The following is a 13,829-nucleotide window of genomic DNA, read 5'->3' on the forward strand; positions in this document are numbered from 1 at the left end:
TCTGTCTGCTTAACAAATGCCTGGTCTCCCCCATTTTTCAAATAATACAATATTGTATATCATAATGACGTATTATTATATGGGAAAATGACAAGTATTCATGTATTAGTAATCTGTTTTTGTGCATATTGCAATATTGCATATGTGCACTATGTTCTACATTCTATCGTCTTGTGAAAATATCGGACCTACTGAGCGGTTGTCACACGGCACCAGTCAAGTACAGCCGAGTAAGAAGCCATCACACTCTCATGCATCTTGCAGATCATATCCACATCAAATTCTTTAACCGCATTCTCCAGCTCCTGCGCCTCATCGCCCAGCTCCATGGCTCCGATCGTTCTGGATGTACTTTTTACCGTATGTATCAATATCCTGTAGCCGTCCCAATCTTTTTCATCAAAAGCCTTCTGTATCTCTGTGCGCTTGTCGTCAGCTGCGTACATTGAAATTATTTCCTTCAAAAAGCTTTCACTGCCCCCGCAGTATGTAAGACCCTTCTCATGGTCAATGTTAACTTCTTTACAGGATGTGTCTGAATCCTGTTTTCCCATAACGTCTAAATCCAACACATCCCTCACCAGCTTCTTTTCCAAAGTCGTCCCCCCCATCTGTATTTAACCGATAACTCCGTACAAGGTCTCAAGGAAAACTATTGGAAGGAACGGCTTCGTAATGTAATCCTCAACCCCCATCTGTCTCGCTCTCTCTATCAGCTTATAATCCTTATAAGCTGTTACGAATATAACCGGTACATCTGTAATCCTGCGTATCTCTTCCAGCGTCTGGAAGCCATCCATGTCTGGCATCTCAATATCCAGCAATATCAGGTCTATCTGCTGATTTCCCACTATGTCTATGGCCTGCTTTCCACTCTCTGCCGCAATAACCTTGTAGAGAGGCTCATTTTTGCAGATATTCTCTATAAGTCTGATATTTATCTTCTCGTCATCTACAACAAGGATATTGCTTACCATCTTCTCGGCTTGTCTCATGTGGTAGTCTTCATCCTCGTCTATCATCCTGAGCATGACTTCTGCAATGTCCGGATCGAACTGACTGCCCTTGCCCTTCTCCATCTCATCGCGCACTATCTTCTGCGGCAGGGCGTATCTGTAACTTCGGTTGGATGTCATGGCATCGTAGCTGTCTGCCACCGCTATGATCCTTGCACACCTTGGTATATTTTCTCCCTTGAGCCCACTTGGATATCCTGTTCCATCGTACCTCTCATGGTGATACTTTGCGCCCACCGCCAGGTCCGGAAATGCATTTATATTCTTGAGAATATGGTATCCATTTACACAGTGAAGCTTTATCATGGAGAATTCTTCATCCGTAAGTCTTCCCGGCTTGTTGATTATGTTGTCAGGAATACGTATCTTGCCCATATCATGGAGCAGTGCTATCTGATACATCTCGTCCTGCTCCTTGATCGTGCCGCCCATCCGTTTCACCAGCTCACGGCTGTATCTGGCGACTCGCACAGAATGACCTTTTGTGTATTTGTCCTTTGCATCTATCGTCTTGGCAAATGCCTGCATGACCATATTATTCAGGTCTGTGAGTTCGTTATTTGTCTCATCGAGCCGGCTCATGATCGCATCCGTACTATTCTTGGATCTGGTACAGAAGAACACTATAATTATGTATAGAACTATTCCAACGCCTATATCGTGGCCTATCAGTTTTCTTATTCCGTGGTACAGCTTCTCATTCGTGATGACCATGACCACATACCATTCATCTACTATGGAATAGCTGAAAACTGTCACCTTCTTATCATTAACAACTGTTTGAAACGGTTCGCCGTCATTGTCCGCTATCCCCTTCATGAGTACAGACATTTCTCCCTGAGTGTAGTTCTGGCCTACCTCTTTCTTGTCCGAGTGGGTTATCACCAATCCTGACTTGTCGCAGACGAATGCATATCCCTGACCATTTAATTTGATATTTTCCGTCTCTGACTGTATTGGATCCAGTGTTACATCCAGAGATATTACACTCTCGCCATCGTAGAGTAACTGGCTGACTGACATCAGAATATCTCCTGTCTGCGCATCGATGTACGGCTGGCCCAGGGTTGGCTGGCCGTCTGCCGCCACTGCTGCCTTATACCATGCGCGCTCCTGAGGCACATAATCATCGCCGGGAACCCAGCCTATGCCATCCAGGTATTCGCCGTTTATAACGCCATATACACCTGTGAACGCCGCATCTATATCCTGGAGATAATAATCCGATTCATTCGTGAGAAAGTTCAGTATATCCTGCCCCGGCCTGCCTTCTCTCATCATATGCTCCACAGTGATCTTCGTAACTTCCACCGCATCCACGGCTCGATTCAGATACGAATTCATATATTCCTGCTCCTGCTTAACAGTCTCTGCCGCCAAAGCCAGAGTATCATTCACTGACTTCCTATAAAATGTCATGATCGTACATAACGACAATACCACAATCGCCATAAAACTCACTATCAGCGTCAGTATATACTGCCTCTTGCCTGCATTCTTCATACCGAATCCCCCCATTTCACGCACATTATTCCGGTCCCAGATCAGCTAAAGTTTATACTTACATATAAATATAATTGTAACATACTACCAACATTAATCAAATATTTAATGGGGACGGAGGTGCCCGCCATCTCCATCCCCAGAGATAAATGACACCCGTTAGAGCGCGCCCATGGCGCGCAAACAAAAACGACCTCCTGGCGGTTTCCCACCAGAAGGTCGTCAATTCCTACCCCGAATAGGCAGGCCATTGCATACATGTTGTCAAATGTAGGAAGGCATTCGCCCCTCTGCCACTTGTAGATCGATACAGGTTCATTGAACCCGAGAAATGCCTGCAATGCTTTTACGGTGATTCCTTTCTGCTCTCTCACTTCTTTGATCCTCTTGCCTGTTGCGCAAAGGTCGATCATTGGAAAATTGTTCTGTGTCATAAATGATACCTCCCATTGTAAATGCTATAAACTATCTGACTACCAATATCTCCAATAGTCTTATAACTGGGTCAATATCCCGAACACTAATAATAAAATATGTCAGAAGGAATCTACAGATACTATAACACAAATAAACCACAGGTTAAAAGTAAACCTGTGGTTTAAAATTTTTTATTCAGTTTTCCCGTTCTGCTTCGCAAGCTTGTACTGGGTCATCTTCCTCTTGGAAGCTATGCGCTTATGCTTCTTTGCCTCAGCCCGCTCCGCAGACCGGTCAGGAAGAATGCCACAGGCCTCAAGGGCTCTCGGCCATGGCCCAAGGTAGGATTTTATCCAGCCAACCTGCTCCGGTGTAAAGTCTGACTTTTTCGGATATCTTCCAAGTGAAATATATGCGTCCAGAAGCATCTGACAACATTCTTCACGTGTATAGCCAGCTCTCTTGTTCTCCATACCTCTTTCCTCCGGATCATCTCTGCGTTTCTATGGCCTGAGAATTATTTTACTTTGACAGACTTCACTGAGCTGCCAAGTCCCATGTATCTCTTGCCATTTATTGTCTTGTAAGCTCTTACTCTCACATAGTATCTCTTGTTCTTTGCTAGATTCTTGATAGTTGCACTGCCATACTTTGCGCTCACATACTTTGTCTTTGCAGACTTAAAGTTCTTGTTTGTAGCATATGTTATCTGATATCCGGTAGCACCGCTTACCTTCTTGTAGGTCACCTTAAGACTTCTGCTGCTGTTTGATGCAAGCTTTGTTATTGATGACTTTGCAGGGGTAACTATCAGAGTTACGATTCCGCTTGCCTTGTTGTAATTGCTGTTGCCTGAGACAGTGATCTTTATCTGTACTCTGCCCGGCTTCTTGGTTCTCACAAGACCTGACTTGCTGTTCACTATCGCAATATTCTTGTTTGTTGATGAGTAAGTTACAGTTCCCTTACCGGCAGCCTTAACGGTTATATATCTGTTGTATACATATAATGTGTTGCCTGTCACTGTCTGGTCTGCCTTATTGATCTTGAAGGTCTGCTCAACACTGCCTGTATAATCGTTCTTACCTGTTATAGTTACCTTGGCTGTTCCGGCGTTCACGTTATTTGCATACGATGCTGTATAATCAGCCGCCTCAAGTTTCTTACCGTCAACTGTTACTGTAACCTCAGGCTTCTGTGCCTTGCCTGTATATGTCACATCTGCAACTTCTATAACTGTGTTGTCCTTTGTGAGTGTAACCTTTGTATCCGGCTCCTCTGGCTCTACAGGAACCTCCTTGACTGTTATCTTGATAACGATCTGTCCAGCCTTGTAGTTCTCTGTTCCCTCAGATGAAACTGTGATCTCAGTCTCACCGACAGCCTTGACTGTCACACGTCCTGTCTCAGGATCTACCTCTGCCACCTCTGGTGCAGATGATGCAAATGTAAGTGTACCCTGTCCTGTAACCTTGAGATCAAATGGCTCTGCATTTTCAAGAACCTCGATCTCAGTCTTTTCTGTAGTTATCGTCTTTGTAGACTTCTTTATCTCGAACTCGCCCTGAATTGTACCAGAGAACTTACCAGTTCCCTTTACTGTACAAGTACCCTTTCCGGCATTTACGTTATCACTGTATGTAGCCTCATAGCTGCTTGGATCAAGCTTCTTGTCATTTACATATACGGTAACTTCCGGTGTGAGCTCCTCTCCAGTGTACTCTGCGTCTGCTATCTCAAGCTTTGTATTGTCCTCAGTGAGTGCTGTCACTGCCATGATCTTGTACCATGCAGTCCTTCCACCTCTTGATGTGATCCTGCACACAACATCATTTGTCAGGTTGATCTTGGCTGAAAGTCCGTCAACCACAACATAATGGCCATCCGCAGTTGTCTTGTATGTCATGTCAAGCTTTACAAGATCTGCGCTCTCCGGCAATACAACACCGACCTCAAATGGATCAGCCTTTGTTCCTGTTCCATTCAGAACCTCTCCATTTGCCTTGTATGTGTAGATAGAATTCCAATTCTCATCGTATTCTGTCTCTGTGGTAAATGTTATCTCTGTTCCATCTATTGTCATGGACTCAAATGTAGGAAGTCCTGAGAATGATGCTGCTACATCTGCTCCTGTGAGCTCATAGTGAAGCTCGATAGTGTCGTTATCCTTTGCAGCCAGTGAACCAAGCCCACCGTTGTCAAAGTCGTCTCCGTTGTATGACAGCATCCATCCTGACATTGAGTAGTCAGCAACTGATGCAAGTCCGTTTACAGATACGATATATGGGCCATAAGCTGACTCCTGAATATCGTAGGCTATTCCGGCATTATCCAGTGCACGCTTTACAGCGTCAACCGCGGAAGCTGCCTCAACCTTTGTGTTCTTAAGGATAACTCCATCCTTTGATGCACCATTTATTCCGGCTGCACTTGCTGTGTAGTCATATACACCTATGTTGAAGATAGTAACTCCGTCAATTACAGTTCTTACCTTCTTGTATGTCTCTACAAATTCTCCATCTTCTGCTGTCAGAGGAACATTTGCCATGATCTCTGCTGCAGGTGCCACGTTCAAGATGGCCTCTCCGTCATTGATCTTGGTAACTGTGTCAACTGTGAGCTTCTTGACTGCCTCTATATTAGCAGCCGATACATATGAAGCCTGATCCTCTGTGATGCTCTCATCTGCTGCGGCTGTGCATGAATATGCAGATCCTGATATTGTCAGATCCTCTGAATAGCCTGCAAATACGCCTGTTGTGGCTGTGTCGCTGCCATTTACAGTTCCTGCGCTGTAGCAGTCTGTGATCTCCACGCCTGCGTCATTTGACGTATTACCCTTGAAAACACCTGCAATACCGCCTGCATTTGTCTGGCCTGTGATCGTTCCTGCATTGTAGCATGAAATGATCTTGCATCCAGGATCCTGTGGATAGTATTCATTGTGGCTTCCGAGTATTCCACCAACATTTGTCTTGGCAGTGATGTCACCATAGTTTGTCGAATTCTGTACGCAGATATTTCGGCTGCTCATAGATCCTATGATTCCGCCGACGGTACCACCGTTTTCTGCCTTAATAGTTCCATGATTTACACAGTTCTCAATCACTGTGTTGCTTATTTTGTTCGTGTTACAGTATCCTACCAGACCACCTATCGAAGCTGATGTATTTGTGCCTGTGTAAGTGATATTTACTTTAGATGTACAACCTGCTACTCTTGCCGGTGCATCTGTGGTTCCCTGATACAGGTATCCCACAACCGCTCCTGCTGCAGTCTTGGTGCTCATGATGATAGTTCCCTCTACTGTGAGGCTGCTGATCCTTGCACCCGCCTGTCCAAATATTCCTGAGTAGCCTATATCATTCTGATACAGATTGCTGATAGTATGTCCCTGGCCGTCAAATGAACCCATGTATATGGCACCCGATGTACCTATTGGTGTCCAGCTATATCCTGCAAGGTTGATATCCGCTGTGAGCACTGCATTTATGTCGACCTTCTTATTGACATTTACCTCATTTTCAAACCAGTACAGCTCTGCACCTGTGCTGATCTGGTATACTCCGTCAACCTGTTCGGGCTCGGTCTTGCTCTCGCCATCCCAAGCAGTTGCACTTGACGCTGTGAGGCTGATGGTCTGTGACATCTCGCCGGAAGTATCCTCCGGGATCTCAAATGTTCCCTCGGCATACATGTATCCGGCACACTTCATAGTGTAATTGTACTGTCTGCCTGCAAGACCATTGAAGCTGCCGTCCTTTACTGTTACGGCATTTCCTTCAGTATCCTTTATGCTTACCTTATATCCTTCTACTGCTTCGTTTGTAGCACCATCCACTACATCAAGCTTTACCTGGACAAAGTCTGTCTTTGCCAGCTTAAATGACATATCCGGGAGACTTCCAAGGTATGCCACACGTACGCTTGCTGCCATCTGTACAGGCTTTCCTGTTGCATGGCGGACCTCTCTGTGTGAACCGTATGGCGAACCAAATCCGCCCTCATACAGAACTCCGCTCAGCGTGTACTCGTCACCTGCAAAATACTGAGGTATCTTGACTGTAACTGTCTGGGCAGCAGGAGTCGATGCAAATGCATACTGGTTGCTTGCTCCTGAGAATTCATTTCCTTCACCATCTGACAGTTTTATAGTTCCGGCCATGTTGTAAATTCCTGCAAGCTTGTTGGCCGGAATATACAGACCGTCGTATGCCTTCTTGCCATCCTCTGTACGCTTACCATATGAAACCTCTATGGTATCACCGGCTCTGAGTTCATCTGCTGAGATCTCGTCACCATCAGCGTTCTTATATGTGTATGATACCGGGACTTCCTTTGCACGTACTACCTGATATGTGCTAACTCCGTCCTTTGTCACCTTTATTATGTTTGATCCCTCTGTGAGCCCGCTTACAGTGTAGCTTCCATCATCATTCTTCTTGACATCTGCTGTTGTAAATCCACTGTATGTAAGCTTGTTTCCCGTGATCTGTGGATGAAGAACTGATACTGCCACTCCATCCTCCGGTGTAAATGTGTACTCTGCACCGGCTGCTCCCTCAAGATAATACAGAACATCGATCTGTGCATCCAGATTGTCTACAGCAGTCTTAGCAGTCTCTGTGTTGCGTCCTGCATTTAATGTCATATTTGTCTGAATGTCTGAGCCGTCATTTCCTACAGTGAATACGACTACACCTGTGTTCTCAGGCCAGATCGCACTGAAGAATGAACCGCCCATACCAGGCTTGTTGATCTCGGCGTCATAGGTTACAAGCAGGATCGCTGTACCCTCTGATTTCGCCTGGATCTCAGCAACCTCTGAGTGCTCTCCCGGAACTACGCTGATGACATCATCAGATACGTTTCCATTCTCATCAATGACTGTATAGTGGTAATCAGGCTCTGCTGACTTGGCATTCATGATTCCCTCTATAGCCTGCCAGTTACGGAAGCACTCAAGGCTGTATGTCTCACCCTTCTGCATTGACACATAGCCCTTCTCATTGGATGTCATGTAGATATCTGCGACATCTGATCTGCTGGCTGACATGTCATGTATGATCGTTCCCGGGTCATATGTATCATTGCCTATATACATATCCTCGGCTGTTACTTTGTATTCTTTGTCCGTGGTGGTAGAGAACCAGTTCCAGTATGTCACTCCCTCTCCGCCAGTTACACGGTAGTAATATGTGATACCACTTCCAAGCTTATACTTGTATGTGTCATATCCGGCATCTGTGCTGTCCATCTTGATGCCAGCCTCATCCTTATATATATAATATGTTGAAAGTGTACCAACTCTGAGCTCAGTCCCCTCTGGAACTGTGAACTCTACTGTCTTTGCCGCTGCAAGAGCTACTGAATAACCGTAGCTTCTGTTGGATGTAAGTGTGTTTGACACAGTCTTAGAGATATAGTCATCTGCTCTATCTCCAACCGGATCATATGTCACTGACACCATATCAGCATAGTAGAACAGTCCTGCATACTTTGCCCAGGCGTCATCTGACCCCTCCCTGGTCTTTACAAACTCTGCATGTCTGTCCACATTGTCAGGAGACATAACCTTACCTGTGACGGTATAGTCAACGTCTTCCTTCCAATATTTTTTGTTGCCATCTACAGTGTCATAACCTGTACATGCTATATCTGTGATGCTGTATATGCTGTATGACTGCTGTGGATCGTCTGTGACTACGAGATCTATAGATCCCATATCTGTCTTCTCGTCACCGCTCTTCTGATATGCTGACAGACGGTATGTACCCGGCTCAAGCTCAAGGGTATACTTGCTGCCATCAGGCTCTCCAACTTCAATCTCATTGCCCTCTGAATCAGCCAGAGTCATGTAAGGAGCAGAATAATTCATGGTTACAGATACTGTATTTCTCTTGTCGCCCCTGATCTTCTTCTCAACTGCCTGAACCTCATCTGCAGTTGCAGTGAGATCTGTCATGACCGCCTGAACCTCTTCACGTAGAGCCTCGTCCTTAGCTATCTCATCTGCATGCTCTGCATAGAGCACATAGAGCTCTGTCTTGTCCTGAGTCTCATAGTATGCATACTCAGAGTCAAATGTATTCTTATCCGGATTGTAGCCATATCCCAGATCTGCGCCATAATCTGCGAGCGTGAACTGCCAACGGATAACGTGTGTATTGTCTACTCCGGCTGCAGAATCTACCTGATATTCTCCTGCGCCGACATTTCCCAGTATATTGTCAACTGTGTTCATCCAGCCAGACATGCTGAAATAGTCAAACTGGCCAAGATCTTTTCCAGTCTTGTCCTTAAGCTCAAGTGCCTTTCCATTCTTCTTCTGATAAGCATCCTTAAGCTCCTGTGGAACATTTGCAGCTCCCTTATCAATGCCCTTTACATTGGCAAGATAATAACTGGAACTGTTGTATTTGTCTGTTCCTGAAGGTTCTGTTTCAAGTCCCTCTTTCTTGAAAAACGCGTAAGTTGCCTGTGATACGGTAAGCTTAGACAGGTCGATGTCTATGCCTTCCTCTTTCCAGACTTCACCGATCTCTTTGTAGGACATTCTCTCTGGCTCGATATAGAATCCCTGGCCAAGAGTAAATCCCTCAAGAGACAGCACAACGTACTCAGTGCTGTAATCAACTTCGCCATCACTCTCTGCGGCGGCAGCCTGAACATAGCCCCAGCTTGCATTTGAAGCAAATGGTGCCACTAAAACTGCGCATGCCAATAAGAATGAAAGCATCAATGTCCTGATTCGTTTCATCTCCTATTTTCCTTTCTTTATTTAATTGTAGGTTATAAAGCAGGGAATATGTATTCTGCTTTTCCCACGCCCAAAAGCTAACAGATGAACTGTCGTGTCATCCGCATCCGGGTACTCCGCATATCCCGGCTGTCTGTGTCTGTCAGACGCCGTCACGCGGCCGGAAATCTCATAAAATCTGCGGGCATTCTGACTGAAAGACACAAGTCTTAACACAGTAATGGCGGTTGCACCGGATTCTCACCGAATTTCCCCCTGATCGGATGCTTTTTCAGGACGGCATCCGAGCAGATTTTCACTATGAAATCACAGGGTTTATAGTAATTGTGAATCGGGGAATTGTCAACTCCAAGTACCACTTAATGTACTTTTTTGTCATATTTTATTAATAAGGTGAGATATGTGTTTTATCCATATCACACATTTCTGCATAATATGTAAGTAGAGAGAAATTACTGAGAATACCTTTGGATTTCATTCTGCTGTCCACAGCATACATTTGGTTTACAAAAGCCGGGTATCCCTATTTTATAGAGATATCCGGCTTTTCTTCTGGCTCTTATTCTGATTACTTTTTAGTTACGGAAGCCAGCTTATTCTGACCTCTTTGAGCTGTCCTGTTGTATCGTCAAACTCAAATGTATAGCCGCTGCTTCCCATATAAACCTCAGAATCTACACTGTACTTGACTATCTTGCCATCTACTTCTGCATTCTCGCTGCACTTTTCAAGCAACTGGTCTTTAGTGATAGTTGTAGGGAATGAGAAGTTCACCTGCCTTGCACCGTCAATCATCATCTCACTGATCTCCGCATTCATGCTGGCATCATAATCCGGGTTTGGCACAAAAAGGTGTGAATACCTTACATATGAGAGAACGCAATCCTCTGCCTTCTGCTCACTGTCAGTAAAGTTGCCAAACATAAACTGCATCGTTACATAGTCATTGATTTCAGCTGTATATCTGTCAGTTTCGTAATTCTTATTTACATTGTTACCACTGTTATTGAGTGAATTCTGCTCAAATGGTATTCCACCGTCTATAAGATCCTTCAAGGTGGACTCACCTAAAGTGAATTTCTTTCCATTATATACAAATGACCTATTGTCAAGATCTGCGTAATTCTCGCTGAGTCCCGATGCCAATGTGAAATCCTCATATACAGGCATCTTAAATTCTGTGGATTCCTCACTGTAATCGGTTTCATCTGCATATGAATCATCAGATTCAGTATCACCTGTATCCTCAGCCTCAGATTCCTCCTCCGTTGCCATTTCCGTTTCGGTTACCTGCTCTGTTGACTCCGTCTCTCTGGTGGATTTGCCATCATTTCCACATCCAACTATAGAAATTCCCATCACCACCGTGATAAGTCCTGCAATCAGCATTTTCTTGTTCCTCATATAATAATCCTCCTTAAAACCTAGTGGCTTTATTATTAAGAATGTCACTATATTTTATCAAGCCGTAATCGGTTGCAACGGGGCAACTATGGGTAGCAAACCGAAACCATAGGTGTTCTCGTCACTTTTTTGCAATCTATAGTGCTTATTTCTCCGTAATGTTCATGAAACTATAATAAGTGTCTCTGTCCATGGCATCCGAATTATCATCGGCAAATCCGCTGACTGTATATATGTTCCCATCCTTCAGATCAGCATATGCATTAAAATAGTATGTGATATTTCTCTTGCCGTCCTTTATATATAAGGTCGAATATGTGTAGTAATAAAATGTCACACCATTTACCTCACACTGACCTTCCTCTGTTACCTTTGATATTCCGGCCCCGGTCTTTCTGTCTGCCATATCAGATGCTGTCATCCAACTATACGGTACGATCGAAGTCACAACCGTGATCTTATCACCGTCTGAATAGTATGTCTTACCTGACAAATCCTCATTCTGAAGGCTGTAATTTTCAGGGATTTCATATGACACGGTAGTATCTCCATTCACGACACTGTCCACTACTCCCGTCTCCATAGCTTCGTCCTCCTGCCAGTATGAGCCTGTCATATCATTTGTCTCATCTGTGGGAACGGCCCCCGCAACAATGGCCACAGCTTCATCGGCAGCCTTCTCATATACCTCAGCTCTCTCCGACCCGCTCAGCGCATCTATATCTATCTCATCAAATCTTATCGAAGTAAAGAAACGCTGCCCTTCCCCGGCATCACATATAAGCTGATAAAAATATGATCTGTCGAACTTCGCACCTCGTTCATTTGCAAGACTCGCTATGTATCTGATATATTCCTTCCCCTGTATCTCGAACTTCTCAGGCTCCAGCTCCATCACATAACCTGCGTCCTCAATATTTTTCTTGCGCTGCTCTCTGTTGTCCCAGAAATCCGCCATCGTCTTATCCTCCACATCGATCTGTATCAGATAATCATCACAGCTTCTTATATTAAGGCAGCCACTCTCATGTATGATTGCCTGTCCTACCGGATTCACAGAGAAGGCATATCCCTTGAACACTATATGCCAAGGCTCTGTCTCATCGTCAGCTATTTTATTTCCATCCTGTTCAGTTTCACTTTTTTCTTCCGTCTTCCGCGCACTGTTCAGATCAATAACGCCCATAAACTCAAGAGCGACAAATGCAGCTCCCGCCAGTATGCATGCTATAACGATCGCGCAGACAATTTTTTTACATTTTTTCATCGGCTGTCTTATCCTCAAGTATGATCTGAAGTGTATCTTCTTTCTTCATCCTTCTTATCTCAAGCCCAATGAGGATCAGAAGAATAATAAACACCAGCATGACAAATGCTGCGGCAATTATGGTTGATGTCTTGTAATTCAGAAACAGACCATCACCGTCCACCCCTGTGTACAACTGTATGTAATCTCCATCCCGTACCCCCGGTACATCAAGCCACACAGTATCCATGATCTTTCGGCCATTGTCATCCAAATATGCCAGATCAGCTTTTGTATACTGCTGATACACCTTCTCCACGCGCACATTTCCGTTCTTATCTGAATGGCTGATCCACTCGTTCCTCACAAACAGCACCGCCACCACAATTACACAGAAAACGCATATGGCTGCCATCACGCAAAATAATATTTTCAATCTGGCAAGCCTGCCTTTTCCCCTGAGATTCTTCAGATGGACAGCATTATTCGCTGAAGTCCCATCCCCGGACACCTCTTCCGGCGCCTCCGGCTCATCACCCTTTCCATATATAAGTTCTCCAACCTGTACATCCAGAATCTCACATATACACACAAGCCTGTCCAAATCAGGATACGCCTTATCCCTCTCCCACTTGGACACAGCCTGTCTGCTGACTCCCATCTTTTCCGCAAATTCCTCCTGATTCAGCCCGGCTTTCTTCCGGTACTCCTGAATCCTGGATCCTATAAGCAGCATTTGTTTTCCTCCTTATCTCCATCTGTTATACTGTTTTTTTCAAACAATTAATCCATGCTTTTGCCAAAGTTATATGCCCCTCTTTTGTAGGGTGTGATCCGTCTAATGTTTCATAACGTAAATTCTGTGATGCCAGATCTGCAACTTCAATTCCCGCAATTTCTGCAGCAATTTTTATTGCCGCATTGTATTCATATATCGATACACCAGCCCATTTATGTGGAAATTTCCAACTATTATCGCCTTTCATATAACTTTCCATCAATGTCCCACATATAATTCTGCTTTTCGGATAATTCATCTTTATCTTTTGCAACATATTATAATAGGACGAGAAAAATGAGGGGCTTCCCAACTTATCATTTGTAATATGAACACCGTTTCCAAAATCATTAAACCCTAAATATATTAGAATCATATCAGGTGTGTACTGCTCTGTATGCAAATTTGATGTACGCTGATCACAATTTCCACTAGGGAATTTTTCACCTGTAACCTTACTTCCAGAATAAGAATTATTAACACAAATGTAGGCGTTAATGAACTGGTTTACCTTTGCCCACCATGTATCATATACCGATGTCATGTCATTTCTTAAAGAGTTGTACTCATCATAAAACACCTTATATCCAATCGGATTATATCCTGAATATGTACTTATAGAATCACCCAAAATAGATACAAATTTTACTTTATTTTTCATTGAAGTCCCCTCTACTTTCCTCTCTTCTTCAAAGTTTCTCGACG

The 13,829-nt window shown here is 44.2% G+C and carries 9 protein-coding genes and 1 riboswitch; all 9 genes read right to left on the reverse strand.

Going from position 1 to position 13,829, the window contains the following annotated elements; translation table 11 throughout:
• Nucleotides 1–188: 188 nt before the first annotated feature.
• Nucleotides 189–596: an Hpt domain-containing protein gene (locus DW159_RS06470; protein ID WP_158547589.1), complete on the reverse strand. Its 408-nt coding sequence runs from the start codon at nucleotides 594–596 to the stop codon at nucleotides 189–191.
• A 21-nt stretch (nucleotides 597–617) separates the two neighbouring features.
• Complete coding sequence (locus DW159_RS06475) at nucleotides 618–2,519, reverse strand: HD domain-containing phosphohydrolase (RefSeq protein WP_117549540.1); 1,902 nt, start codon at nucleotides 2,517–2,519, stop codon at nucleotides 618–620.
• 41 nt (nucleotides 2,520–2,560) lie between these two features.
• Nucleotides 2,561–2,953, reverse strand: coding sequence for a helix-turn-helix domain-containing protein (locus DW159_RS06480; RefSeq protein WP_242992630.1), 393 nt, complete (start codon nucleotides 2,951–2,953; stop codon nucleotides 2,561–2,563).
• 174 nt (nucleotides 2,954–3,127) lie between these two features.
• A complete protein-coding gene (locus tag DW159_RS06485) occupies nucleotides 3,128–3,409 on the reverse strand; it encodes a homing endonuclease associated repeat-containing protein (RefSeq protein WP_055271920.1) in 282 nt (93 codons plus the stop codon).
• A gap of 44 nt (nucleotides 3,410–3,453) precedes the next feature.
• Nucleotides 3,454–9,696 (reverse strand): DUF4430 domain-containing protein, encoded by a 6,243-nt coding sequence (locus tag DW159_RS06490; protein WP_242992631.1) that lies wholly within the window; start codon nucleotides 9,694–9,696, stop codon nucleotides 3,454–3,456.
• A gap of 162 nt (nucleotides 9,697–9,858) precedes the next feature.
• A riboswitch (cobalamin riboswitch) is annotated at nucleotides 9,859–10,002 on the reverse strand.
• 273 nt (nucleotides 10,003–10,275) lie between these two features.
• The gene (locus tag DW159_RS06495; RefSeq protein WP_117549543.1) at nucleotides 10,276–11,100 is read right to left on the reverse strand and encodes a hypothetical protein; all 825 of its coding nucleotides are present in this window, start codon (nucleotides 11,098–11,100) and stop codon (nucleotides 10,276–10,278) included.
• 145 nt (nucleotides 11,101–11,245) lie between these two features.
• Nucleotides 11,246–12,367, reverse strand: a complete 1,122-nt coding sequence (locus DW159_RS06500; RefSeq protein WP_117549546.1) for a hypothetical protein — start codon at nucleotides 12,365–12,367, stop codon at nucleotides 11,246–11,248.
• Complete coding sequence (locus DW159_RS06505; RefSeq protein WP_117549549.1) at nucleotides 12,354–13,082, reverse strand: XRE family transcriptional regulator; 729 nt, start codon at nucleotides 13,080–13,082, stop codon at nucleotides 12,354–12,356. The genes DW159_RS06500 and DW159_RS06505 overlap by 14 nt, the downstream gene beginning before the upstream one ends.
• 25 nt (nucleotides 13,083–13,107) lie before the next feature.
• Complete coding sequence (locus DW159_RS06510) at nucleotides 13,108–13,785, reverse strand: GDSL-type esterase/lipase family protein (RefSeq protein ID WP_055271922.1); 678 nt, start codon at nucleotides 13,783–13,785, stop codon at nucleotides 13,108–13,110.
• Between the last annotated feature and the right edge of the window lie 44 nt (nucleotides 13,786–13,829).

Source organism: Coprococcus sp. AM14-16, assembly GCF_003434675.1.
GTDB lineage: Bacteria > Bacillota > Clostridia > Lachnospirales > Lachnospiraceae > Coprococcus > Coprococcus aceti.

Bases quoted from the DNA above. Each gene is read 5' to 3' on its own strand.
- DW159_RS06475 (WP_117549540.1), bottom strand. From the start codon at position 2,519: ATGAAGAATGCAGGCAAGAGGCAGTATATACTGACGCTGATAGTGAGT.
- DW159_RS06480 (WP_242992630.1), bottom strand. From the start codon at position 2,953: ATGACACAGAACAATTTTCCAATGATCGACCTTTGCGCAACAGGCAAG.
- DW159_RS06485 (WP_055271920.1), bottom strand. From the start codon at position 3,409: ATGGAGAACAAGAGAGCTGGCTATACACGTGAAGAATGTTGTCAGATG.
- DW159_RS06490 (WP_242992631.1), bottom strand. From the start codon at position 9,696: ATGAAACGAATCAGGACATTGATGCTTTCATTCTTATTGGCATGCGCA.
- DW159_RS06495 (WP_117549543.1), bottom strand. From the start codon at position 11,100: ATGAGGAACAAGAAAATGCTGATTGCAGGACTTATCACGGTGGTGATG.
- DW159_RS06500 (WP_117549546.1), bottom strand. From the start codon at position 12,367: ATGAAAAAATGTAAAAAAATTGTCTGCGCGATCGTTATAGCATGCATA.
- DW159_RS06505 (WP_117549549.1), bottom strand. From the start codon at position 13,082: ATGCTGCTTATAGGATCCAGGATTCAGGAGTACCGGAAGAAAGCCGGG.
- DW159_RS06510 (WP_055271922.1), bottom strand. From the start codon at position 13,785: ATGAAAAATAAAGTAAAATTTGTATCTATTTTGGGTGATTCTATAAGT.